General features: G+C 62.6%; 22 protein-coding genes and 1 pseudogene. 9 read left to right on the top strand and 14 right to left on the bottom strand.

All coding sequences use genetic code 11. The annotated features are described in order from the left end of the window. Nucleotides 1–45: 45 nt before the first annotated feature. Nucleotides 46–951 (bottom strand): LysR family transcriptional regulator, encoded by a 906-nt coding sequence (locus RIN61_RS01080; protein WP_207879847.1) that lies wholly within the window; start codon nt 949–951, stop codon nt 46–48. A gap of 447 nt (nt 952–1,398) precedes the next feature. On the opposite strand from RIN61_RS01080, the gene katG reads away from it, so the two are divergent. Together katG and pssA are read left to right on the top strand one after the other, a co-directional pair. Further along, nucleotides 1,399–3,645, top strand: a complete 2,247-nt coding sequence (katG, locus tag RIN61_RS01075; RefSeq protein WP_313855324.1) for a catalase/peroxidase HPI — start codon at nt 1,399–1,401, stop codon at nt 3,643–3,645. Between the two features lie 216 nt (nt 3,646–3,861). Beyond that, on the top strand, nt 3,862–5,190 hold the full coding sequence (gene pssA, locus RIN61_RS01070; RefSeq protein ID WP_313855322.1) for a CDP-diacylglycerol--serine O-phosphatidyltransferase: 1,329 nt from the start codon (nt 3,862–3,864) through the stop codon (nt 5,188–5,190). Nucleotides 5,191–5,497: 307 nt separating this feature from the next. On the opposite strand, the gene RIN61_RS01060 is transcribed toward pssA, so the two are convergent. Continuing rightward, nucleotides 5,498–5,845 carry a YMGG-like glycine zipper-containing protein gene (locus RIN61_RS01060; protein WP_181457348.1) on the bottom strand — a complete coding sequence of 116 codons (348 nt, stop codon included), beginning with the start codon at nt 5,843–5,845 and terminating at the stop codon, nt 5,498–5,500. Here RIN61_RS01060 and RIN61_RS01055 point away from each other — a divergent pair. Together RIN61_RS01055 and RIN61_RS01050 are read left to right on the top strand one after the other, a co-directional pair. Continuing rightward, nucleotides 5,844–5,987, top strand: coding sequence for a hypothetical protein (locus RIN61_RS01055; protein ID WP_207880108.1), 144 nt, complete (start codon nt 5,844–5,846; stop codon nt 5,985–5,987). The two genes, RIN61_RS01060 and RIN61_RS01055, sit on opposite strands and share 2 nt — an antisense overlap. 165 nt (nt 5,988–6,152) lie before the next feature. Next, nucleotides 6,153–7,298, top strand: coding sequence for a GGDEF domain-containing protein (locus RIN61_RS01050; RefSeq protein WP_112252664.1), 1,146 nt, complete (start codon nt 6,153–6,155; stop codon nt 7,296–7,298). A gap of 770 nt (nt 7,299–8,068) precedes the next feature. Here RIN61_RS01050 and RIN61_RS01045 read toward each other — a convergent pair. From RIN61_RS01045 to RIN61_RS01035, 3 genes are all read right to left on the bottom strand, one after another. Continuing rightward, nucleotides 8,069–8,146 (bottom strand): DUF2790 domain-containing protein, encoded by a 78-nt coding sequence (locus RIN61_RS01045; protein WP_252378776.1) that lies wholly within the window; start codon nt 8,144–8,146, stop codon nt 8,069–8,071. Between the two features lie 340 nt (nt 8,147–8,486). After that, on the bottom strand, nt 8,487–9,860 hold the full coding sequence (ppnN, locus tag RIN61_RS01040; RefSeq protein ID WP_085623623.1) for a nucleotide 5'-monophosphate nucleosidase PpnN: 1,374 nt from the start codon (nt 9,858–9,860) through the stop codon (nt 8,487–8,489). A 212-nt stretch (nt 9,861–10,072) separates the two neighbouring features. After that, entirely contained in the window at nt 10,073–11,134 is a 1,062-nt protein-coding gene (locus tag RIN61_RS01035) for a YeiH family protein (protein ID WP_112252649.1), read from the bottom strand. Between the two features lie 111 nt (nt 11,135–11,245). Between RIN61_RS01035 and RIN61_RS01030 the strand changes: the two genes are divergently transcribed. Continuing rightward, a complete protein-coding gene (locus RIN61_RS01030; protein ID WP_207879055.1) occupies nt 11,246–12,133 on the top strand; it encodes a LysR family transcriptional regulator in 888 nt (295 codons plus the stop codon). A gap of 51 nt (nt 12,134–12,184) precedes the next feature. On the opposite strand, the gene pncB is transcribed toward RIN61_RS01030, so the two are convergent. Beyond that, nucleotides 12,185–13,384, bottom strand: coding sequence for a nicotinate phosphoribosyltransferase (pncB, locus tag RIN61_RS01025; RefSeq protein WP_112252647.1), 1,200 nt, complete (start codon nt 13,382–13,384; stop codon nt 12,185–12,187). Further along, the gene (locus RIN61_RS01020; RefSeq protein ID WP_112252646.1) at nt 13,381–14,031 is read right to left on the bottom strand and encodes an isochorismatase family protein; all 651 of its coding nucleotides are present in this window, start codon (nt 14,029–14,031) and stop codon (nt 13,381–13,383) included. The genes pncB and RIN61_RS01020 overlap by 4 nt, the downstream gene beginning before the upstream one ends. 138 nt (nt 14,032–14,169) lie before the next feature. Between RIN61_RS01020 and RIN61_RS01015 the strand changes: the two genes are divergently transcribed. Together RIN61_RS01015 and RIN61_RS01010 are read left to right on the top strand one after the other, a co-directional pair. Then, the gene (locus RIN61_RS01015) at nt 14,170–14,874 is read left to right on the top strand and encodes an NUDIX hydrolase (protein ID WP_313855317.1); all 705 of its coding nucleotides are present in this window, start codon (nt 14,170–14,172) and stop codon (nt 14,872–14,874) included. Nucleotides 14,875–14,982: 108 nt separating this feature from the next. Further along, the gene (locus RIN61_RS01010; protein WP_313855315.1) at nt 14,983–15,852 is read left to right on the top strand and encodes an RHS repeat-associated core domain-containing protein; all 870 of its coding nucleotides are present in this window, start codon (nt 14,983–14,985) and stop codon (nt 15,850–15,852) included. 147 nt (nt 15,853–15,999) lie between these two features. Here the strand turns inward: RIN61_RS01010 and RIN61_RS01005 are convergent. The 3 genes and pseudogenes from RIN61_RS01005 to RIN61_RS00995 form a co-directional block, all read right to left on the bottom strand. Next, nucleotides 16,000–16,340: pseudogene (locus RIN61_RS01005) on the bottom strand (EamA family transporter); the annotation flags it as partial. A gap of 140 nt (nt 16,341–16,480) precedes the next feature. Next, nucleotides 16,481–17,893: a purine-cytosine permease family protein gene (locus tag RIN61_RS01000; protein WP_112252643.1), complete on the bottom strand. Its 1,413-nt coding sequence runs from the start codon at nt 17,891–17,893 to the stop codon at nt 16,481–16,483. A 413-nt stretch (nt 17,894–18,306) separates the two neighbouring features. Then, nucleotides 18,307–18,759 (bottom strand): Lrp/AsnC family transcriptional regulator, encoded by a 453-nt coding sequence (locus RIN61_RS00995; RefSeq protein WP_207879057.1) that lies wholly within the window; start codon nt 18,757–18,759, stop codon nt 18,307–18,309. A 111-nt stretch (nt 18,760–18,870) separates the two neighbouring features. Between RIN61_RS00995 and RIN61_RS00990 the strand changes: the two genes are divergently transcribed. Next, nucleotides 18,871–19,485 carry a LysE family translocator gene (locus RIN61_RS00990; RefSeq protein ID WP_112252641.1) on the top strand — a complete coding sequence of 205 codons (615 nt, stop codon included), beginning with the start codon at nt 18,871–18,873 and terminating at the stop codon, nt 19,483–19,485. A gap of 71 nt (nt 19,486–19,556) precedes the next feature. After that, the gene (locus RIN61_RS00985; RefSeq protein ID WP_112252640.1) at nt 19,557–20,189 is read left to right on the top strand and encodes a LysE family translocator; all 633 of its coding nucleotides are present in this window, start codon (nt 19,557–19,559) and stop codon (nt 20,187–20,189) included. Between the two features lie 3 nt (nt 20,190–20,192). On the opposite strand, the gene RIN61_RS00980 is transcribed toward RIN61_RS00985, so the two are convergent. The 4 genes from RIN61_RS00980 to RIN61_RS00965 form a co-directional block, all read right to left on the bottom strand. Next, the gene (locus RIN61_RS00980) at nt 20,193–21,974 is read right to left on the bottom strand and encodes an ATP-binding protein (RefSeq protein ID WP_252378739.1); all 1,782 of its coding nucleotides are present in this window, start codon (nt 21,972–21,974) and stop codon (nt 20,193–20,195) included. A gap of 183 nt (nt 21,975–22,157) precedes the next feature. Further along, nucleotides 22,158–22,721, bottom strand: a complete 564-nt coding sequence (locus RIN61_RS00975; protein WP_112252638.1) for an NUDIX hydrolase — start codon at nt 22,719–22,721, stop codon at nt 22,158–22,160. A gap of 2 nt (nt 22,722–22,723) precedes the next feature. After that, the gene (locus tag RIN61_RS00970; protein WP_085623601.1) at nt 22,724–23,476 is read right to left on the bottom strand and encodes a GntR family transcriptional regulator; all 753 of its coding nucleotides are present in this window, start codon (nt 23,474–23,476) and stop codon (nt 22,724–22,726) included. Between the two features lie 89 nt (nt 23,477–23,565). Beyond that, a complete protein-coding gene (locus RIN61_RS00965; protein ID WP_046617259.1) occupies nt 23,566–23,955 on the bottom strand; it encodes a carboxymuconolactone decarboxylase family protein in 390 nt (129 codons plus the stop codon). Nucleotides 23,956–23,989: the final 34 nt, after the last annotated feature.

Here is a 23,989-nt window from a genome sequence, read left to right as displayed (position 1 = left end):
CGGAACTTGATGGCATTCATGGTAGCTATCGATGAAGTCGATGCATCACTGTGTGGCCATGAACTGCAGGATGCGTTCACGCAGCCAGCGCTCGGCCGGGTCATTGTCCTGGGCGCCGCTCCACACCATCGACAGTTCCGCCTCGGTGATGTCGAACGGCGCCGGGTCGGCGCGCAGGCTGCCGTCGTCGGCCAGGGCGCAGGCGGCATAGTCCGGCACCGTGGCGATCAGCTCGGTGTTGCGCAGCAGGGCGCGCAGGCTGCCGAACTGCGGCACCGCCAGCACTACCTTGCGGCAGCGGCCGATGCGCGCCAGGTCTAGGTCGATATTGCCGCTCATGTCGCCAGAGAACGACACCATCACATGCGGGCGGGCGCAGTATTCGTCGAGGGTCAGCGGGCCCGGGCGGTCATCGGCGCGCAGCACCCGCACGCCGATGTTGCGCAGCTTGCGGCGCTTGGCGGTGGCCGGCAGGTCGGTGGTGTAACTCACGCCCACCGAGATTTCGCCGCTGGCCAGCAGGCCTGGCATCAGCAGGAAGTTGGCCCGGCGCACCACCACGCTGATGTTCGGGGCCTCTTCGCGTAGGGCCTGCAGCAGGGCCGGGAACAGGCCGAACTCGGCATCGTCCGACAGGCCCAGACGGAACACGTTGCAGCTGTTGACCGGGTCGAACTCGCGGGCGCGGCTGATGGCGGCGGAAATCACATCCATGGCCGGCCCCAGTTCGGTGAAGATCTGCATGGCCCTTGGCGTGGGCTCCATGGCCCGGCCGTTGCGGATCAGCAGCGGATCGTCGAACAGTTCGCGCAGGCGGGCGAGGGCGGCGCTGACGGTGGGCTGGGTGATGAACAGCTTTTCGCCGACCCGGGTCAGGTTGCGTTCGATCATCAGGGCTTCGAACAGTACCAGCAGGTTCATGTCGACGCGGCGCAGGTCGTTGCGATTCATGAGGGTACGGGTTCCGGATTGGAAGGGTTGGCGTTGTATTGGAGCATACGGACAGCTTGGTTGCCTTGTATGGATGTGCCGGCCTCTTCGCGGGTAAACCCGCTCCCACAGGACCAGTACAATTCTTGAGGGTTGTACAGTACCTGTGGGAGCGGGTTTACCCGCGAAGAGGCCGGCACAGAAAAGCTGACAGAGCCAACCTATCACCCCTCAATAGCCACTCTATTAGAACTCTGTCCAAGCTCGGCTAGTCTTTCCCGTGGCCCCGCGAGTTCCGCGAGCGGGCGGCGTGTCAGCACCTGCGTGCAAGACCGCGGCAATCCCGTCGTGACAGCTTCGCAAGCCCCGTGTAGACCTGATGAGGGGTAGCACGAGCCCACGCGCTCGGCTGAAAGAACACCTGGCATAGACCGGAAATCTGGATAACCGACCCAAAGGTACCCGCAGATGTCGAACGAATCGAAATGCCCGTTCCATCAAACCGCAGGTGGCGGCACCACCAACCGTGACTGGTGGCCTGACCAGCTCAACCTGAGAATTCTTCACCAGCATTCCTCCAAGTCCGACCCGATGGACCCGGATTTCGATTATGCCAAGGCATTCAAGAGCCTCGACTTCCAGGCCCTGAAGAAAGACCTGACCGCCTTGATGACCGACTCCCAGGACTGGTGGCCCGCCGACTTCGGCCACTACGGCCCGCTGTTCATCCGCATGGCCTGGCACAGCGCCGGGACCTACCGCATCGGCGATGGTCGGGGCGGTGCAGGCTCCGGCCAGCAGCGCTTCGCCCCGCTCAACAGCTGGCCGGACAACGTCAGCCTGGACAAGGCCCGGCGCCTGCTATGGCCGATCAAGCAGAAGTACGGCAACAAGATTTCCTGGGCCGACCTGATCGTGCTCACCGGCAACGTCGCCCTCGAATCCATGGGCTTCAAGACCTTCGGCTTCTCCGGCGGGCGTGCCGATGTGTGGGAGCCGGACGAAGATGTGTACTGGGGCTCGGAAAAGGTCTGGCTGGGCGGTGACACCCGCTACGGCAAGGCCCAGCCGCCTGGCAAGGGCGACCTGGTGGCGGAGCCGGCCAAGCACCCCGAGGAGCAGGGCCGTACCCTGGAGGGCGAGCGCAACCTGGAAAACCCCCTGGCCGCCGTGCAGATGGGCCTGATCTACGTGAACCCGGAAGGCCCGGAAGGTACCCCCGACCCGGTGGCCTCGGGCAAGGACATCCGTGACACCTTCGGCCGCATGGCCATGAACGATGAGGAAACCGTGGCCCTGATCGCCGGTGGCCACGCCTTTGGCAAGACCCACGGTGCAGGCCCTGCCGACAACGTCGGCCCGGAGCCGGAAGCTGCAGGCCTGGAGCTGCAGGGGTTGGGCTGGGCCAACAAGTTCGGCAGCGGCAAGGGTGGCGATACTATCACCAGTGGCCTGGAAGTGACCTGGACTTCCACCCCCACCCGATGGAGCAACGAATACCTCAACAACCTGTTCAACTTCGACTGGGAACTGACCAAGAGCCCGGCCGGTGCCCACCAGTGGCGGCCGAAGGAGGGCAAGGGGGCAGGCACCGTGCCGGATGCCCATGACCCGGGCAAACGCCACGCGCCTTCCATGCTCACCTCCGACCTGGCGCTGCGCTTCGACCCGGTCTACGAGCCGATTGCCCGCCGCTTCAAGGACAACCCTGATCAGTTGGCAGACGCTTTCGCTCGCGCCTGGTACAAGCTGATCCATCGCGACATGGGCCCATTGGCGCGCTACCTGGGCCCGGAAATGCCCGACGAAGAGCTGCTGTGGCAAGACCCGCTGCCAAAAGTCGACCACCCGCTGGTGGGCGAGCAGGACATTGCCGCGCTCAAGGCCAAGGTGCTGGCGGCGGGCCTGAGCGTTGGCGAGCTGGTGGCCACAGCCTGGGCGGCGGCATCGACTTTCCGCGGTTCGGACAAGCGTGGCGGGGCCAATGGTGGCCGCCTGCGCCTGGCGCCGCAGAAGGACTGGCCGGCGAACCAGGGCACAGGCAAAGTGCTGGCGGCGCTCGAGAAGATCCAGGCCGAGTTCAACGCCGGTGGCAAGAAGATCTCCCTGGCCGACCTGATCGTTCTGGCCGGCACTGCGGCAGTGGAAAAGGCCGCCAAGGACGCCGGGCACGACGTCCGCGTGGCGTTCCGCCCGGGGCGTACCGATGCCTCCCAGGCGCAAACCGACGTCGAGTCGTTCGCCGTGCTGGAGCCGCTGGCCGATGGTTTCCGCAACTTCACCAAGGCCCGCTACAGCGTCAAGGCCGAGAAGCTGCTGCTGGACAAGGCCCAGCTGTTGACCCTGACCGCGCCGGAAATGACCGTGCTGATCGGCGGCCTGCGTGTGCTCGGCGCCAACCATGGCGGCAGCCAGCAGGGCGTGTTCACCGACAAGGTCGGTACCCTGAGCAACGACTTCTTCCGCAAACTGCTGGACATGGGCGTGGAATGGAAACCGACCTCGGCGGATAACGAAACCTTCGAAGGGCGCGACCGCAAGACCGGACAGTTGAAGTGGACCGGTAGCCGGGTTGACCTGGTGTTCGGCTCCCATGCTCAGTTGCGGGCGTTGAGCGAGGTGTATGGCAGTGGCGATGGCGGCGGCAAGTTCGTGCGGGACTTTGTGGCGGCCTGGGAGAAGGTGATGGAGCTGGATCGCTTTGACCTGAAATAGCTTCGTCAGAAATGGGGGCGCTTTGCGCCCCTATCGCGACACAAGGCCGCTCCTACAGGCCCTGCGTAGCCTTTCTGGCTTGCGCGATACCTGTAGGAGCGGCCTTGTGTCGCGATAGGGCTGCAAAGCAGCCCCATGCTCTGCGGGGCTGGACCATTTCAATCTTCCTGTGCAAGCTGATGCACGACAGTGATTGCACACAGAAGGTGATCGTTCGTGAACCCCGAATCCATGCTGGCGGCATTGCCAGGCTACGCCATGTCGGCCGAGTCGATCCAGGTGCTGCCCGATGCCAAGGCCTACCGCGCCTGCCTGCTCGAGCGCATCCGCGGCGCAACCCGGCGTATCGTCATCGTTGCACTGTACCTGCAGGAAGACGAGGCCGGCCAGGAAGTGCTGGATGCCTTGTACCAGGCCAAGGCCGCGCGGCCGGGGCTTGAAATCACCATCGTGGTCGACTGGTTCCGTGCCCGGCGTGGCCTGCTGGGCGCCGGGCGCCAGCCGGGTAATGCCGCCTGGTACCAGGCCCAGCGCCAGCACCATGGACTGGACATCGTCATCCATGGCGTACCGGTGCAGACCCGCGAGCTGTTCGGCGTGTTGCACCTGAAGGGCAGCATCATCGACGACTGCGTGATCTACACCGGCGCGAGCCTGAACAATGTGTACCTGCACCGTTTCGACCGCTACCGCCTGGATCGCTACCACCTGTTCCAGTCACCAGAGCTGGCCGACGCGATGGTCGGTCTGGTACGGCGTCTGTTGCACCACACCGCCACACCGCGCCTCGATCTGCCGGCGCCACCCTCCACCCGTAGCCTGCGCGGCGACATCCGGCGCTTGCGCGCGCGGCTGCGGCGCATGGCCTATGAGGCACCGACCAGCGGGGCGGGGCAGGGCCTGCGGGTTGTCCCGCTGTTGGGTGTGGGGCGTGGCAACCCGCTGAACAGGGCACTGTGCGCCTTGTTGGCGGCGGCGCGTACGCAGGTGATCATCAGCACGCCGTATTTCAACCCGCCCCGGGTGCTGATGCGCGAGCTCGACCATGCCCTGGCGCGTGGCTTGCGGGTGGAACTGATCGTTGGTGATCGCACGGCCAACGACTTTTACATAGCCCCCGGCGAGCCGTTCAGTGCGAGCGGCGCGTTGCCTTACCTGTACGAAGACAACCTGCGCGCCTTTACCCGACGTCGCCACGCGGCAATTGCCAGCGGCCAGCTGCAGGTGCGGATCTGGAACGACCCCGGGCATACTTTTCATGCCAAGGGTGTGTGGGTCGACCAGCGTTATTCGCTGCTGACCGGAAACAACCTGAACCCGCGCGGCTTCAACCTGGACCTGGAGAACGGCCTGCTGATCGATGACCCGCAAGGGCATTGGCTGGGGCCAAGGGAAGCGGAGCTGGCCGAGCTGCGCCGGCATGCGCCGAAGATCGGCTCGGCTGAGGAGTTGGGGGTAAAGGCCGAGCACCCCAAGGAAGTGCGCAGGTTCCTGCGGCGGCTGCGCTATAGCCGGCTGGAGCCGCTGATCAAACGGGTCCTCTGAGGGGATTCAAGCGTTTTTGTGGGAGCGGCCTTGTGTCGCGAAAGGGCCGCAATGCGGCCCCTCGAGTTCAGCGTCACCGCCGCTATTGCCGGGGCTGCTTTGCAGCCCTTTCGCGACACAAGGCCGCTCCTACAGGGGCCGCGCCAGGCTGTGCCACCTTGGTTTCCTGTTTGCCCCGCGGCTTGAGCCGCGACACCGCAAACAACACCACCGCCAACCCGACGACCTGATACAGCGAAATCTCCTCGCTCAGGATCGCCCACGATGCCAGCACCGTCAGCACCGGCCCCAAGTTGAGCGGTGCGCATTACTGCGCCGGGACCAGGCGAGTACCACTCACCTGCACCTGATCACCGGGCTTGAAGCGGGCATTGGGCGAGCGATAGCGCTGGGTACTGCCGTCGTCATGGCGTACCACGTAGGCCGCGTCGCTGTGCCCGCTGCCTTGTTGCACGGCGGCGCCGCCAATTGCACCCAAGGCTGCACCGGCGATGGCGCCGAAAGGGCCGCCGAGCGCGGCGCCAACCATCAGGCCGGTGACGCCCCCGGCGCCATAGCCCACCGTGTTGTCGGGGCTTTCCGAGAGCACCTCGTCGGCGCAGGCGGGCAGGGCGATGGACAGGGACATCACCAGAGGGAGGAGGATATTTTTCATGATGGTTATTTCCGCAAGGCAGGTAGTGGCGAAAGAGAATGGTTCAGCTTTCGTGCCAGCTGGGAAGCCCTTGCAGATGGGCGTTTTGCGCTGGTGTGTTGTCATAACGACAGCAGTTTTTGTGGTGCAAATGACAGGCTGATGTCAATATGACATTCACTCATACAGGTATTGGCCAGGGCTGGGCTATCATTTGCAGGCTGGTGGTGTAAGGCTCCTCTGAAAAGTCATCACGAGCGCATACAATCGGGCCTTTTCCCCGTCAACCAGACAGGCCAATCCGTTCATGGCGCTTGATCCACCCACCATGCTGACTATCTCCATTGCCCTGGCTGGCGCGGCCGCGTTGTACCTGGCGATCGAGTGGCGCAGCGTTCGCGATTCATCGCTGCTGTTCTGGAGTGCAGGCTTTGCCACCATCACGATTGGTTCCACCCTGGCCTTGCTGCGCGGCATCGGTCTGGTGCTGATCGGTATCTGGTTCGCCAACGGTTTGCTGGTGGTGGCGCACTGGTTCTTCCTGATGGGGGTGTTGCGCTTCACCCAGGTGCGGCTGTCGCGTATCTGGTTATCGGTCGTGCTGGTGTGGTTCGCCTTGCTGCTGTTGCCTGTGGGGCCGCAGTGGTCGAAGGTAATGCTGATGGTCAACTCGTTGCTGGTGGCGCTGTTGACGCTCAAGGCCAGCTGGCTGTTGCGGCCGCATGGCAAGTCGTTGAGTGTTGGCGCCGTGCAGTTGCGCTATGTGTTGCTGGTTCATGGGGTGTTCTATGTGGCCAAGGCGATCATTGCGATCACGCCGGGGACGCTGATTGACCTGGCCACTTTCGGCGGGCTGATCATTCAGGTTTCCCTGGTCGAAGGTGCGATGGCGATCATGCTGATTGCCTTGTCGATGACCGGCACCGTGCGCTACCGGCGCGAGGCGCGGATTGCCCGTCTGGCGGCCCGTGACCCGTTGACGGCGCTGTACAACCGGCGTGCACTGGAGGTGCGTGCGGGGCCTTTCTTCAAGGCAGTGGATTCGGCGCAGCCCGGGGCCTTGCTACTGATCGACATCGACAACTTCAAGCTGGTCAACGACCTGCACGGGCATGTTGCAGGGGACCGCTTGCTGATTGCCCTGAGCGAGATGATTCGTATGGTTTTGCCCGAGCGCGCGCTGGCGGCGCGGTTGGGCGGTGATGAGTTCGTCATTCTGCTGTGTGGGGCGAACAGCGAGCAGGTCATGGAGCTGGGCGGACTGCTGCGCGAGCAGTTCCAGCAGCATGCCAGCAAGACGGTGCCTACGCCGCAGCCGGTCACCTTGAGCATCGGCGTCAACCTGTTCGACCAGCCGCCGACGAGCCTGGCGGCCTTGATCGAGCAGGGGGATGTGGCGTTGTACCAGTCCAAACGAAATGGGCGCGACAGCATCCGCTTTGTCGAACGGCCGATGGCCCACCTCAGCCAGTAGCAGTTTTTTCTTTGCCTTTGCCTTTGCCTTTGCTCCTGCCGTTGCCGTTGCCGTTGCTTTTGCTTCTAAGCACGCGAAAGTTCAGGCGCCGCCGATTGCGACTTCAGGAGGCCGAGCGAAGGGACTGCGGAGGGAGGTGACGGGCATGGATGCCCGTCAAGCGCTGAGGCCCCATGGATGGGGCCTGCAGCGCGTACTCCCGGGAGCTGGCCCGTAGCGAGGGAACCCCGGAGCGAAGCGCAGGGGCCGGATGATGGGAGCCGACGGTTTTTGGTTCCTTTTTGCCACGACAAAAAGGGACCCGCCGTAAGGGCGGAAAGGTGACTTTGCGCCACCATCGCGAATGAATGTCTACTCGATGTGAATGCCACATCCCAAAAAGCCAAAAAGCTTAAGCGACGGTTTTTATATAGCGAACAGTCCATTTACGATGGCGACGCATACGCACCTTTTCGCCCTTACGGCGAGTCACTTTTTGTCAAACGCGACAAAAAGTAACCAAAAAACGCTGGCTCCTATCATCCGGCCCCTGCGCTTCGCTCCGGGGTCCCCTCGCTACGGGCCTGCTACCGGGAGTACGCGCTGCAGGCCCCATCCATGGGGCCTCAGCGCTTGACGGGCATCCATGCCCGTCACCTCCCTCCGCAGTCCCTTCGCTCGGCCTCCTGAAGTCGCAATCTGCGGCGCCTGAACTATCGCGTGCCAGAAGCAAAAGCCGAAGCAACAGCAACAGCAACAGCAATAGCAATAGCAATAGCAAGATTAAGCGGCTACTTGTTATTGATGCACTGCGATTGCGCACTGTAACGAATGGTCTGCAAGCGTCCCTGGCTGTCTTCGAAGGTCATCAGCTTCGGTACAACGATGCAGGTCTTCGGATCGTCGGACTGTCGCACGAAAACTGGCAATGTCCAGCTTCATGCCATAACGGTAATCCTCGACCGTCGGCATCGGCTTGCCAGCCTTGGCCGCATACGCCGAAATCGCTTGCTGGTGTTCGGTCAGCACCTGCTCGGCACGGTTATCGGAATAGGCCAGCGCCTGGCCAGTCAGCAACAGCAGCAATACGCCGCCAGCAAGAAAGGTTTTCATCGTCGAACCTCTGTAGGTCAGTCATCTCGGCACTCAGGCTATCGAGGAGCAACCCACAGGGGCATGACGGCAAACTTACAATTCAGTCAGGGCGAATCAGGTCACCACCTGGTAGCACGGTACATACGCCGCCCCGCCAGGCAGCTTCATCCGATGCTGGTCGACGAACGCCTGCAACAGCCGGCCCAGTGGGTCCAGCACGGCGCTGTCGCCACGGATCTGATACGGCCCGTGTTCCTCGATCAGGCGGATGCCCTTGTCCTTCACGTTGCCGGCGACAATGCCGGAAAACGCCCGGCGCAGGTTGGCGGCCAGTTCGTGGGCCGGCAGCTCGCGGCGCAGGTCGAGGTCGGCCATGGCCTGGTGGGTCGGGTCGAACGGGCGCTGGAAGCTCTCCTCGATCTTCAGCAGCCAGTTGAAGTGGAAGGCATCGTTGCGCTCGCGGCGGAACTGCTTCACCGCCTTGAGCCCTTCGACCATGTGCCGGGCAACTTCCGCCGGGTCATCGATGATGATCTCGTACAAGCGATGCGCCGCCTCACCCAGGGTGGCGCCGACGAACGCGTGCAACTGCTGCAGGTACGGCTCGGCACTGCGCGGGCCGGTGAGTACCACCGGGAACGGCAGCTCCTGGTTGTCCGGGTGCATGAGGATGCCCAGCAGGTAGAGGAACTCCTCGGCCGTGCCGGCACCGCCCGGGAAGATGATGATGCCATGGCCGACACGAACGAAGGCTTCCAGACGCTTCTCGATGTCCGGCAGGATCACCAGTTCGTTGACGATCGGGTTGGGCGCTTCGGCGGCGATGATGCCGGGCTCGGTCAGGCCCAGGTAGCGGCTGCCGTGCATGCGTTGCTTGGCGTGGGCAATGGTGGCGCCCTTCATCGGGCCCTTCATCACGCCCGGGCCGCAGCCGGTGCATACGTCCAGCTTGCGCAGGCCCAGCTCGTGGCCGACCTTCTTGGTGTACTGGTATTCCTCGCTGCTGATCGAATGGCCACCCCAGCACACTACCATCTTCGGCTCCACGCCCGGGCGCAGGGTGCGGGCGTTGCGCAGCAGATGGAAGACATAGTCGGTGATGCCCTGGGAGCTTTCCAGGTCTATGCGCTGGCTGGCCAGCTCGCTTTCGGTGTAGACGATGTCGCGCAGGGCGCTGAACAGCATTTCACGGGTGCTGGCGATCATTTCGCCATCGACGAAGGCGTCGGCCGGGGCATTCAGCAGCTCCAGGCGCACGCCGCGGTCCTGTTGATGAATACGCACCTCGAAGTCCTGATAGGCCTCGAGGATGGTCTTGGCATTGTCGACATGGGCGCCGGTGTTGAGGATGGCCAGGGCGCACTGGCGGAACAGGGTGTAAAGGCTACCGGTACCGACTTCACTCAGTTGCTGCACTTCACGTTGTGACAGCGTCTCCAGGCTGCCTTTGGGGCTGACGGATGCATTGATGACATTGCGTTGAGGCATCTAAGTCTTTCCTGTGCGGGTAAAACATCCTTCTTTGACAACACCATACCGAGAAATGCGGACGGCAACGAGGGGGGGCAACAAAAACCTCATGAGACCGAGCCGCCTGCTTCGCGGGTAAACCCGCTCCCACAGGTATCGCGCTGCTTTCAGAACCTGCGCAGTACCTGTGGGAGCGGGTTTACCCGCGAAGCAGGCGACTCGGTCTCAAGTCATCCCAACAGCCTCTGCACACCCAAGGTAATCGCTACGCCGCCAAACACCAGCCAGAGGTTGAGAATCGCCCCGGTGGCCAGCGCCCGCGGCCCGGCCTGGCGAATCTGGCTGAAGCGCGTTTCCATGCCCAGCGCGGTCATGGCCATGGTCAGGGCAAAGGTATCCAGGCTGTTGACCGCCTGCGTCACGCTGCCCGGCAGTACCTGCAGCGAATTCACCAGCACCAGCGCAAGGAAGCCGAAGGCGAACCAGGGCATGGCGATGCGCCCGTTGCCCTGTGCCTGGCCCGGCTGGCGCGCGCGGCTGATCCAAAACCCGACCACCAGCAGCACCGGTACCAGCAGGATCACCCGAGTCATCTTGACGATGGTGGCGATATGCGTGGCCTCGGGGCTGACGTTGCTGGCCGCACCGACTACCTGGGCCACTTCGTGAATGGTGCCACCCAGGAACAGCCCGGCGCCCATGGTGTCCAGTTGCAGCCAGCCGGCATTGATCGCCAATGGGAAGAGGAACATCGACAGGGTGCCGAACAGCACCACGCTACCAACCGCCATGGCGCTTTTGTGCGGTGCACTGCGCAGGGCCGACTCGAAGGCCAGAACCGCTGCGGCGCCGCAGATGGCGCTGCCGGCCGCAGTCAGCAAGGCGGTTTCGCGGTCCAGCTTGAACAGCTTCATGCCGCACCACAGGCCGATCAGCAGGGTGCTGGACACCACCAGCAACGACACGATGAGCCCGGACCAGCCGACTTCGGCAATTTCCTGCAGGCTTACCCGCAGGCCGAAGAAGGCCACGGCAATGCGCAGCAGGCCGCGGGCGGAAAAGTTGATACCCGCTGCCCAGCTGGCCGGTAAACCGTCACGCAGTGCGTTGCCGTAAAGCGCACCGGCGACGATACCGACAATCAGCGGGCTGATACCCAGGTTGGCGATGGCGGGCAGGGCGGCCAGCTGGGTGACCGCAAGCGCGAACAGCGCGACGAACAGGATGCCATTGAGCCGCCCTCGGGTAGAGAGGGTAGGCGCCAAGGCGGGTGTGGATGGAACCGTGGCCATGTGAGCCCTCCGGAAAGGTGTTTCGACATGGCTTACGTTAATCTGGTTATAAGCTTATAAAAAATCGTAATTCAGAATGGCAAATATCCGTTGAGCTGATATTTTGCACTCATGACCCCAGAACAACTGATAACGTTCGCCACCGTCGCCGAGCACGGCAACATCAGCCATGCGGCCCAGGCTCTGCACCTGTCGCAGCCGGCCGTGTCCGGCCAGCTCAAGCTGCTGCAGGAAGCCTTTGGCGAGCCCCTGTATCAGCGCGCAGGCCGTGGTGTGCGGCTGACAGCAGCCGGTGAGCAATTGTTGGCCCATGCCGAGCGCCTGCGCGAAACCTTCCGTCAAGCCCAGGCGTTGCGCGAGGCCATGCGCGGGCTGGAGCGCGGTACCTTGCGCATCGGCGCCAGTACCACGCCGGCCAGCTACCTGCTGCCCTACCTGATTGCCGATTTCCATGCCCGCTACCCCGAGGTGCTGGTAAGCACCTCCAACGGCAATACGGCGGAAATTGTCGCTGCGCTGGACAGCGTAGATATCGCCCTGATCGAAGGGCCACCTGGGCAGGAGCTGCCATTGGGCACGGCGGTGACAGCGTGGCGGGAAGACGAGATCGTGGCCATCGTGCCGCGTGGTCATCCGCTGGCTGGCAGTGATCGGCAGACGCTGGCGTCGCTGGGGGCTTACCCCTTGGTACTGCGTGAGAGTGGTTCGGGTGTGCGGCAGATCGTCGAGCGGGCGTTTGCCCGCAGCGGCGTGGCAATGCGCGTGGCGCTGGAGATTGCCGGGGTGGAAGGGGTGAAGGAAGCGGTGCGGGCCGGGATGGGGATCGGTTTTGTGTCGGCGATGTCGATCCGGCATGAGGACGGGGCGTTGCAGCGGTTGCAGGTTGGGCCAGAGCCCTTGGTCAGGCGGTTTTCGATACTGATGCCACATGCAGCGACGCCCTCGCGGGCGGCGGCGCGGTTCCTTGAGTTGTGTATTGGCCTGCAAGAGGTGGGGTGACTGTACCGGCCTTTCGCGGGTGAACCCGCGAAGAGGCCAGCACAGGCACCCTCAATCCACCTTGAACACATGCTTCAGATAGGCCACGAAGTTCTCATCCCGGCACTGTGTCTTGCCCGGGCTGTCGGAAATCTTGGCCACCGGTGCCCCATTGCACGCCGTCATCTTGATCACGATGTTCATCGGCTCCACCCCCGGGATATCGCAGGTCAGCCGGGTACCAATGCCAAAGCTCACATTGATCCGCCCATGCAGCGCCCGGTACAGCCGCAGCGCCTTGGCAAGGTCCAGCCCGTCGGAAAAGATCAGGGTCTTGCTCTTCGGGTCGATCCCCAGCCGCTCATAGTGGGCAATGGCCTTTTCCGCCCAGGCCAGCGGGTCGCCCGAATCGTGCCGCAGGCCATCGAACAGCTTGGCGAAGTACAGGTCGAAATCGCCCAGGAATGCGTCCATGGTGATGCAGTCGGTCAGGGCGATGCCCAGCAGCCCCCGGTATTCCCGCACCCAGCATTCCAGCGCAGCGGCTTGGCTGTCGACCAGTCGTGGGCCGAGCTGCTGGTGGGCCATGAACCATTCGTGGGCCATGGTGCCGATCGGCTTGAGCTGGTATTCACGGGCCAGGTGCACGTTGCTGGTACCGACAAAGCGGCCCGGGAAGTCACGTTTGAGAATGTGTACCACCTCTTCCTGCACCCGGTAGGAGAAGCGCCGCCGGGTGCCGAAGTCGGCCAGTTGGAAACCGGCCAGTTCTTCGGCGCTGGCCTCCGTCGTTAGCCAGTCGAGGTTCTGATACAGGCGCTCGCGGACTTGCTCTATCACCACCTCGCGGTACCGGTAGCGGTTGCGCACCTCGCTGATGATCGCCAGCAGCGGGATCTCGTACAGAATCACATGCAGCCACGGCCCGCGCACGCGAATCGCCAGTTGCCCGGCAGCATCCAGGCCCACCTGCACATAGCGCAGGTTGAAGCGGAACAGGCTGAGAAAACGGATGAAGTCCGGTTTGATGAACGGGATCTTTTCCAGGTAGGCGAGCTGGTCATGAGTGACGCTGACATCGGCCAGTTGCTCGACCTGGTAACGGATTTCCGCCAGGTAAGGTGCGAGGTTCTCGCCGTTACGGCAGCGGAATTCCCATTCCACTTCGGCGTTGGGGTAGTTGTGCAGCACCGCCTGCATCATGGTGATCTTGTAGAAGTCGGTGTCCAGCAGGTTCTGGATGATGCGCGGGCCGAAAACGCTGTCGCTCATGGGCGGTCTTCCTTGATCAGAGAGAGCTGGTAGTCCAGCGCCGCTTCGTCGCCGCAGAGGATCACGCCCTCGGCGGCCAGGGCGCCACACGCCTCGATGGCGCCTGCCTGGGTGAGTGCACGGCAGGCCGGCAGGTACAAAAGCACCTGGAAACCGGCCTGGCGCAATTGGCGGGCGGTGGTCCTGACGCAATAGTCCAGGGCCAGGCCACCGACAATCACTGCACCTACCTGCTGTACCTTGAGGTACTCGATTACCCCGGTGGAGCGACGCTCGGCCAGGTCGTGGTAGCAGGCGCCGTAGGGGTGCAGGTCGGGCTCGACGCCTTTCCACACGAAATAGTCGTAGTCGATGGGAGCAGGCAAGCCGGGCAGCAGCTCGAAACCGGGAGTGCCGGGGACGCAGTGACTGACCCAAGTCAGGTCGGCGTTGGCCAGGGACAGGGGTTGCAACATGTGTGCGGGGTCGGCGACCACCCAGGCGGCGTTGGCCGGGTGGGCGTCCTTGCTGCCCAGGCGCAGGTCGGCACGCAAGGCCATGGTATTGAGATCTGCCGCGATTTCATCGCCTTCAGGAACCGGCAGTTCTTGCGGCACGTTGCTGGTGAAGCCGTTCTGGGCGTCGACATCGAAACTGGCGATCTTCATGGCGGTTCTCCTTGCTGGAATGGCTATATAATTCACCTGGTGTATTAAGTGTGTCAAGCGCCATTTTATATCGGGTTTCTGCTTGCCTTACTTAGATGCCCTGGTGGATTATAATGAGCTTGAACAAGGAGTCGCCCGGTGAGTACAGTCGAAGTCCTGGCCAGCGTCGATATCGTCGCCCTGCGCATGGCCCCCGAAGCTCAGCATCTGCAAGTGCTGTTGCACCGTCGTGAGCGTGAACCGCATGCCGGCCAATGGGCCTTGCCCGGGGTCATCGTCAATGGCCGCATCCCCGACACCAGCCTGGAAGCGGCCGCCGAACGTGCGCTGCGCGAGAAAGCCCAAGTCGTACCGTGCTACATGGAACAGGTGGGGACCGAGGGCAATGCTTTCCGCGACCCGCGTGGCTGGTCGCTCAGTACCTATTACCTGGCATTGCTCGAACCGGGGCAGGTCGTCGAGTGCGAGCAACTGGCGTTTTTCGACTTGGACAGCGTATTGGCGCGCAAGGTGCTGTTGCCATTTGATCACAACCTGTTGGTGGAGCTTGCCCGTGAGCGGCTGGCGGCGAAGACGGTGTACAGCAGCCTGCCGCTGTACTTGCTGGCGGAGAAGTTCACTGTGCTGGATGCGCTAGGTGCGGTGCAGGCTTGCCTGGGGCAGGCGGTGAACAACACCTCGCTGCGCAAACGCCTGGAGCGCTTGCGCGAATTGGGATGGGTGAGTGATACCGGGGAGAAGAACCAGCCGAGGCTGGGTAGGCCGCAGCAGTTGTATCGATATACGCCGCAGGGTGAGCGGGCGTTCATGTTTGACCGCAGTTTATTGCCGGAAGGAGGATAGAGCCCGCGGTATCTCCGCTTCAGGAAGGTAACCTGTTAAAAATGACAGTATTGAAGTCACGGGGTTCTTGTTAGGGTAAATGCTCTAAGCGACGAGGGCGGCTTTATAATGAATCTTTGCTTTCGTAATGCCACTTTCCATAACCAGCGCAATCATGCCAAAACATATACGCCTTATGGCTTTTCCGTCAGCCCGGAATGTTTGGCTCTTATCGGGTTTGCCGGTCAATTGCAAGACATGTTTAGTGGCTGTTATTTGCTAGGGAACGGGCGCCGTACATATAGTTCATCACTTTGCCGCTTTGTCAGTCCCGACTTTTTGAGCCCGTTTGGTCGTGGTGGGGTAAATGCCTACGCATATTGTTCCGGTGATCCCGTGAATTATATTGATCCTTCAGGATTCAACAGGAACGGAGTCAGGGGGCGAGCGAATCCTCAAATGGAGTTGGATATTGCCGGTTTGGAAGTCGCAGGTTTTCCGCCAAGCTTGCATCCACAGCTTTCGCACTTCAGGAAGGTGGCAAGGGGAATACATCGAGGGCAAATGGAAAACAGCAAAGTAGTCGCACGATTATATAAGCAAGCTGCTCCACACTATGCGTACAATCGATGGGATCTTAAATACAATTTTGAAACTGGTGGATTTGCAGCGGATTTTGTGAGTGGTGATCCTATTTCTCATTTGCCGGCTGGTAATTATGAAGTGAAGCAGAATGTCTTTGTATTAGGCGTTGGAGCTTTTAGGCCTGCACGGGGGCTCGGAAATTATAAGTCTTACGAAGTCAGTAAAGCAGACCTCGCGGGATTTTCGCTTCCCGCTGCTCAGCACGATAGAGCGCAGCTTGGAGAGTCAGCATGGCCTGAAGTTGCTAAAGCAATGTGGAATGTGCGTTTTGGAAGGGAGATCGACAAGTTTGATGAGATGCTTGAAAACTATGGACCACCGGCAGTCCCCACTCCACCCCCTAGGCGGCGCTGATCTTGGACGCGAGCCTTTATCGCATTCGTCGTAGAGGCACGCCGTGCATTGAGCCGCGCCGGGGAAAGTCATTCAATGCGCGCAGCGGCTGGCATCGCCTTGTTCCGCTGGTACCTTGCGCGCCGCCGCCAGGATGGTCGCCAGCACGATCATGGCGATGAACGCCGGGAAGCTGGCGAAGCCCAGGGTGGCCACGGCCACGCCGCCAACTTCACGGCGATGAAGAAGGTTACCCAGTGGGCAGCCAGCAGGGCGCCGGTCAGGCCCAGCACCGGCAGATTGCGCAGGGTGAGGGCGTCTAGCAGGCGCGCGCCCGTGAGCCCGGCGACGAAGCCCAGGGCGATGAAGGCAAAGGAGGCGCGGCCGAAGGTGATGATGCTGGCGTCGGCCTCGATCAGGTGACCGAGGATACCGGTCAGGCCGAACAGCACAGCGGCGATATGGGCAGCGCACATAAATTTTCGCATTGGCTCCCATAGATGGAGCATGGAAATCTGCTTGGGTTTTGTGCTGCCCGTACCGGCCTCTTCGCGGGCTTGCCCGCTCCCACAGGAATGTCACCGGCCTCGAAGGCTGTGGTGTCCCTGTGGGAGCGGGCAAGCCCGCGAAGAGGCCGGCACTGGTTGAATCAGTGCCCCATGGCCACCTTGGCACTCATCTGCCGGCGACGGTAGGCGCTGTCACGGCTGGCCAGCCACCAGTACAGCGGCGAGGTAACCGCCAGCCCCACCAGCCACGACAGGTCCGCACCGTTGATATGCTCGGAAATCGGCCCGACATACAGGGGCGTGTTCATGAACGGGATCTGCACCACGATGCCCACGGCATAAGCGATCAGCGCCTGCGGGTTGTAGCGCCCGTAGATGCCGCCATCGACCTGGAAGATCGACTGGATGTCGTAGTCACCCTTGTGAATGGCATAGAAGTCGATCAGGTTGATCGCTGTCCATGGCACCAGCACCACCAGCAGCACCAGCACCATGTCGACGAAGTGGCCGATGAAGTCCGCCGAGGCGAACACCGCCACCACGCAACAGGCCGTCAGTACGACCAGCGACAGCACGGCGCGGCTCCTGGCGGTGGGGATCCAGCGGTGGGCGAAGGTTTGCACCAGGGTGATGATCGACAGCACTGCGCCATACAGGTTGAGGGCGTTGTGGCTGATCACGCTGAGCAGGAACAGCACCAGCATGATCGGGCCGAGGGTACCGGTGGCCAGCTTGACCGCGTCCATGGTGTCCATGCCGGCCGGGATCGCCAGCACCGCCACGGCGCCGAAGATGAACGACAGGCTGGAACCCAGGGCCGAGCCCAGGTAGGTAGTCCAGAACGTCGAGCTGACCTTCACGTCTGCTGGCAGGTAGCGCGAGTAGTCTGACACGTAGGGCGCAAAGGCGATCTGCCACAGCGCTGCCAGCGACACCGTGGCCAGCCAGCCCGCCAGGTTGAAGCCACCGCGCGTGAGGAAGTCGTCACTCTGTACGTGGCTGAAGATGTAGCCGAAGCCGACCACGATGCCGATACCCAGCACCCAGGTACCAATGCGGTTGAGCACGTGGATGAAGCGGTAGCCGATGATGCCGATGATGCCCGAGCCCAGCGCACCGATGACAATGCCCACCGACACCGGCACGGCATCGACCACGCCGTGCAGCGACTTGCCCGCGAGGACGATGTTGGAGGCGAAGAAGCCGATGTACATGACCCCGGCGATCACCACCACCAGCAGCGCACCGAGCGAGCCGAACTGGGCGCGGCTCTGGATCATCTGCGGGATGCCCATTTGCGGGCCTTGTGCCGAGTGCAGCGCCATCAGTACGCCACCGACCAGGTGGCCGACCAGGATAGCGACGATGCCCCATACCAGGTTCAGGTGGAACAGTTGCACACCCAGTGCGCCGGTGACGATGGGTAGCGGCGCGATGTTGCCGCCGAACCACAGTGTGAACAGATCCCTTACCTTTCCATGGCGGTCTTGCGGGGGCACGTAGCCGATCGTGTGTTTTTCTATGAGGGGTGCCGAATTGGCTGCACTGGTCATGACTGACTCCAAGGCAAGGTAGGGCATCGGGAGCTGCCCGGGGGCGTGCCGGCGAAGGGCGACGCGTTCTTGTTGGAGCGATGATGCGGGGCGCGGGGGCAACGAGAAATTAGTAAATATGTGCCCATAAACGTTAAAAAAACTAAGGCTGACAAAAGGTTAAGCGGGGGACGGTAGCAAGGAGGGTGCCAGGGGGCGGGAGGGCTTGGGCTAGAGGGATTTGGGCCTGATGGAGGCGAGAAGCGGTGTGCTTTGGTGGTGCGCCGTGCGCGTTTGCAGGGCGGATAGAAATGCTGCCTGTGCTGGCCCTTTCGCGGGTGAACCCGCTCCCACAGGTACTGCGCATGGCTTGAAATCAATGCGGTCGAGGTGGGAGCGGGTTCACCCGCGAAAGGGCCGACACAGGCAAAACGCTACATCGGCAACAACCGATCCTGAATCACCTCTTTCATCACCAGCGTCGAACTCAACCGCTTCACATTGGGAATGCTGGTCAGCTGCTCGTCATACAGCTTCTGGAACGCGGGCAGATCCTTGGCCACCACATGCAGCAGGTAATCCGGGTCGCCAAACAGCCGCTGCGCTTCGACGATCTGCGGGATTTCAGCCAGCGCCGCTTCAAAGTCCGCAACCGGCTGGCGGGTGACTTCGCGCAGGGTCACGAATACCAGCGCGGCAAAGTTCAGCCCCAGCGCGCTCGGCGCCAGGCGGGCGTGATAGCCAAGAATCGCCCCTGATTCCTCCAGTGCCTTCAAGCGCCGATGGCAGGGCGACAGGCTGAGCCCCACACGGTCGGCCAGTTCGGTCACCGATAACCGACCGTCTTTTTGCAGTTCGGCAAGCATTTTTCGATCGGTCCTGTCCATCGAGAAGAATCTTCCAGTAATTGAAGGTTGTCGGGGAATATACGAAAGAAAATCCCTTGGCGGAATCCGTAATCTTTGGTCATCCCAAAGCAGTGGAAAAGGAAGATTCAAGTGGCTCTCAGTGTTCTGACGGCGTTCTGGGCCGTGTCGATGCTGTTCGTTATTACCCCGGGCGCGGACTGGGCCTATGCCATTTCGGCCGGCATGCGCGGGCGCTGGGTTATGCCTGCGGTGGCGGGGATGCTGTCGGGGCATTTCCTCGCGACCCTGGTGGTGGCGGCCGGGGTCGGCAGCCTGCTGGCCGGCCACCCGCTGGCGCTGACCTTGCTGACCCTGGCGGGGTGCAGCTACCTGCTGTGGCTGGGTGGCAACCTGCTGCTGAGCCCGGCATTGCCGGCGGCTGGGCGGGACGGGGCGGGGGAGTCGGGTTCACGCTGGGCATTGAAGGGGTTTTGCGTCAGTGGCTTGAACCCGAAGGTGTTCCTGCTGTTCCTGGCCCTGTTGCCGCAGTTCACCGACCCGCAGTCGAGCTGGCCGGTGCCGCTGCAGATCTTGCTGCTGGGCCTGGTGCACCTGTGCAGCTCGCTGGTGATCTACTCGCTGGTCGGCTATGGCGCCAAAGCCGTGTTGAGCACTCGGCCGGGGGCTGCGAGGCTGGTTGGCCGGGTGTCGGGAGTGGCGATGATAACGGTGGCCCTGGGTTTGATAGCCGGCCAGATTCGTTGAGGCCGGTACAGACGACAAGCAAAGCCTCGGATAAACTCGCAGCACTTCAACGCACATCCAGGACGTGCCCCATGCCAGAAACCACACAGCTGCTCACCTTCGCCCTGATCTGCCTCGGCATGGTCCTTACCCCAGGGCCGAACATGATCTACCTTATCTCCCGATCGATTTGCCAGGGCCGCAAGGCCGGGCTGATTTCGTTGGGTGGTGTGGCCCTGGGCTTCGTCATCTACATGTTCTGCGCCGCGCTGGGCATCACTGCCCTGGTGATGGCTGTGCCCTTTGCCTACGACGCGCTGCGCATCTGTGGCGCGTTGTACCTGTTGTACCTGGCCTGGCAGGCACTGCGCCCTGGTGGCCGTTCGCCGTTCCAGGTTCGTGATCTGCCTGCCGACAGCCCGCGGCGGCTGTTCACCATGGGCTTTGCCACCAGCCTGCTCAACCCCAAGATCGCCGTCATGTACCTGTCGTTGATGCCACAGTTCATCGAGCCGGGGCATGGCAGCGTGCTGCTGCAGTCGCTTGTGCTGGGGTCGACGCAGATCGCCATCAGTGTTTCGGTCAATGCACTGATCGCTATCATGGCCGGGTCCATCGCCCTGTTCCTCGCCGGTCGCCCGCTGTGGCAGCAGGTTCAGCGCTGGCTGATGGGCACAGTACTGGCGGGCCTGGCCGTGCGCATGCTGGCGGAAGGACGGCGTTGAGCGCTAGGCTTCGGGCGGTGGTTCCTGGGGCAGGTACAAGGTAAAGGTGGTGCCTTGGCCCGGGACACTGTTCACCTGCACATCGCCCCCGGACTGCCTGGCAAAACCGAACACCTGCGACAGCCCGAGCCCGGTGCCTTCACCCGGTGCCTTGGTGGTGAAGAACGGGTCGAAGATGCGCTCCAGCAGTTCGGCGGCAATGCCGACACCGCTGTCGCTCACCGAAATCGCCGCGAACGGGCCCGGTTGTGGCGCCTGGCCGCGCAGGGCGGGCAGATGCTGGTCGGCCTGCAGGCGCAGTTGCAAGGTGCCTTCGCCGGCCATGGCATCGCGGCCGTTTAGCATCAGGTTGATTACCGCGGTTTCCAGCTGATTGAGGTCGGCGCGGATATGGCAAGGCGCCTGCGGCAATTGCAGCTCGACCTGGATCCGTGTACCGGTGGCAGTGTCGAGCATGTCGGCCATGGCCTCCAGTCGTGGCCCGGCCTCGAACACTTGCGGGCTCAGGGCCTGGCGGCGGGCGAAGGCCAGCAATTGGCCGGTCAGCCTGGTACCGCGGTCGACGGTGTCGGATATGGTCTTGAGGTAGCGTTCTCGGCGCTGTGCATCGAGGTCAGGGCGTTGCAGAAAGTGCAGCGACGAGCGAATGATGGTCAGCAGGTTGTTGAAGTCATGGGCCACGCCACCGGTAAGTTGGCCGATGGCTTCGAGCTTCTGGGTCTGGCGCAGCACGGCTTCTGTGTGCAACAACTGGCTGGTGCGATCGTCGACGCGCTGTTCGAGGGTGGCATTCATTGCCTCCAGTGCCGCCATGGCGTCGCGTACCTTGGCGTGGGCCTGTCCCCGCTGTATATGCGCCCAGGAGCGCTCGGTGACTTCGCTGATCAGCGTCTGCTCATGGTAGGTCCACTTGCGTGGCGCCTTGTCGTGGATGGCCATCAGCGCGGTCAGCCGGCCGCCTTTGATCAGAGGCATGCAAATGGTCGCGGTGATGCCGATGGCCTGGAAGGTGGCAGCTTCCTCCGGGGATAGCTCGCTCAGGTTGTCCTGGATGACCAGCGGCAGGCCACTGCGCAGGCGGCCGAGCGCCAGCTTGCCGAAGTCCTGCAGCCGGTAGCGGCCCAGCAGGTGCGGCGAGCCGGGCGCCACGGCGTCACCGCAGATGGTGAAACCGTCTTCGTCTGGTTCCATCACCGCGTAGGCGCAACTCGACAGTTGCAGGTGCTCGACCAGCATGCGCGTGGTAGTTGCAAGGATCTGCTCCGGGTCGGTGGCATCTGCCACGGCGCGGCCCAGGTCGTCGAGGAACTTCAGGCGCTGGTTGGCGAGCACGCTGGCGGTGGTTTCGGTGACCGTATCCAGCATGCCCAGCACCTTGCCATCGTGATCGCGGATGGGGCTGTAGCAGAAGGTGAACCAGGCCCGTTCGGGGCCGCCGTTGCGGTCGATGACGAGCGGGAAGTCTTCGATGTACACCGCCTCGCCAGCCATGGCGCGGTTGGCCAGGTCGCCGATATCAGCCCAGGCTTCCTGCCAGACAGTGCTGAAGGGGATGCCAAGTGCCGAGGGCTTTTGCCCGAGAATCTGCGAGAAAGCGTCGTTGTGCAGGGTTAGCAGGTCGGGGCCCCAAAGTACGGCTTGCGGGAAGCGCGAGGCCAGGCACAGGGCCAGGCAAGTTTTCAGCGAGTCAGGCCAGTGCTGCAGAGGGCCCAGCGGGGTGGCGGCCCAATCGTGGTTGCGGATGCGCTCGGCCATCAGCCCGCCGCCGTCTAGCCATTTTGCCATGTGTTCTGCTGGTCCTTTTTCGCAAGGCCCTAAGGGTGCATCCAGAATAGACGTTTGGCGAGAATTTTTGGTGGCTGTATCGGCCTCTTCGCGGGTAAACCCGCTCCCACAGCGATAGCACATTGCTCAAGGTGTGCACCGTACCTGTGGGAGCGGTTTTACCCGCGAAGAGGCCGGCCCAGGCTAGCGAATGAAGTGCACTTTGCCAGTGTCGTCATTGCCCATGTAGATGCCATAAACCCCGGCCTGTCGCTCGAGGATATAGCGCTCCAGGATCTGCCGGATCGCCGGGTAGTAGATTTCATCCCAAGGGACTTCATCCGGCTCGAAAAACTTGTACGCCAGCGTTTCCGGCCCGTACTGCCCGGTTTCTTCGGTGGCGATGGCGCGGAAGATGATGTAGACCTCGCTGATCTTCGGGACGCTGAAGATCGAGTACGGCGAGACGATTTCGGCGCGTACACCGCTTTCTTCCCAGACCTCGCGCAGTGCGGCCTGCTCGGTGGTCTCGCCAGCTTCCATGAACCCGGCCGGCAAAGTCCAGGTGCCAGGGCGCGGCGGGATGGCGCGCTGGCACAGCAGGTACTTGCCATCACGCTCGATGATGCAGCCGGCGATGATCTTCGGGTTGATGTAGTGGATATAGCCGCAGCCGGTGCAGTGCAGGCGTTCGTGGGTGTCGCCTGTGGGAACGCCCCGGGCTAGTTCCGTGGTGCAGTGCGGGCAGTAGCGCGGGGCGTTGGGCATCGTCAGCGACCTATACGTGGTTCCTTCAGGGCCAGGGGCTCGACGATGTCGCGCACCTTGGTGTTGTCATCCTGCTTCTGGCGCAGGTAGTCCAGGGCCACCTTGGCGGCGGCGCGGACGTGGTCGACCGAGGCCTGGTGGGCAACCAGCGGGTCACCGCTCTTGATCGCCTCGACGATCTTTTCCATTTCGCGGTTGCTGGCGCCGCGTCGGTTCTCCTGCGACACCGAGGTGGCGCGCAGGTAGCTGATGCGCGCCTGCAACTGGCGCAGCTGCTGTGCCGCCACCTGGTTGCCGGAGCCTTCCAGCAGCACATCGTAGAAACCTTGTACCGAATCCAGCACCTGTTGCAGCTCGCCTTCCTCGAGGGCTTCGCGGTTGACCTCCAGCGCACGTTCCAGTGCACGAATGTCCTTGGCTTTGGCGTTGAGGGTGAACAGCTGCACGATCAGGCCTTCGAGCACGCAGCGCAGCTCGTAGATGTCGCGGGCGTCTTCCAGGGTGATGATGGCCACGCGCGGGCCCTTGGCGTCGGCGAATTCCACCAGGCCTTCGGACTCCAGGTGGCGCAGGGCTTCACGCACCGAGGTGCGGCTGACGCCGAGGCGGTCGCAGAGGTCGCGCTCGACCAGGCGGTCGCCTGGCAGCAGGTGGAAGTTCATGATCGCGGCGCGCAGCTTGTCGAGCACGATTTCGCGCAGGGTAACGGGGTTGCGGTTGACCTTGAAGCTGTCGTCGAGTGGCTGGCGTTTCATCAAGTGCGCTCTTAAAGAGGCTGCCCGGCCGCAACCGCAACAGCACCACGAACCTGGGTGCTCCTTGCGTGGGTTCGAACAGCCCGGTGTTAACGGGTTGACTCCGCATCGGCTTCAGCGAATGCTTCGCGGGCCAGGCGGAAACTGTCCACCGCCGCGGGCACGCCGCAATAAATGCCGACCTGGAGCAGGATCTCGCGAATCTGTTCACGGCTCAGGCCATTACGCAAGGCGCCGCGAATGTGCAGCTTGAGCTCGTGGGGCCGGTTGAGCGCGGAAATCATGGCCAAGTTTATCATGCTGCGCTCTTTGAGCGACAAGCCTTCGCGGCCCCAGACGTGGCCCCAGCAGTATTCGGTGACCAGCTCCTGCAACGGCCTGGTGAAGTCGTCGGCGTTCTGGATCGAGCGGTTGACGTAGTCCTCGCCCAGCACCTGGGTGCGGATCTGCAGGCCTTTTTCGTACTTTTCATTGCTCATGGGCAGTACTCCGGATCAAAACAGGGTCATTTGC

Origin of the sequence: Pseudomonas inefficax (assembly GCF_032164165.1) — a bacterium.
In the GTDB taxonomy this organism is placed as follows: domain Bacteria; phylum Pseudomonadota; class Gammaproteobacteria; order Pseudomonadales; family Pseudomonadaceae; genus Aquipseudomonas; species Aquipseudomonas inefficax.
This window is presented reverse-complemented; position numbering and strand designations above follow the sequence as displayed.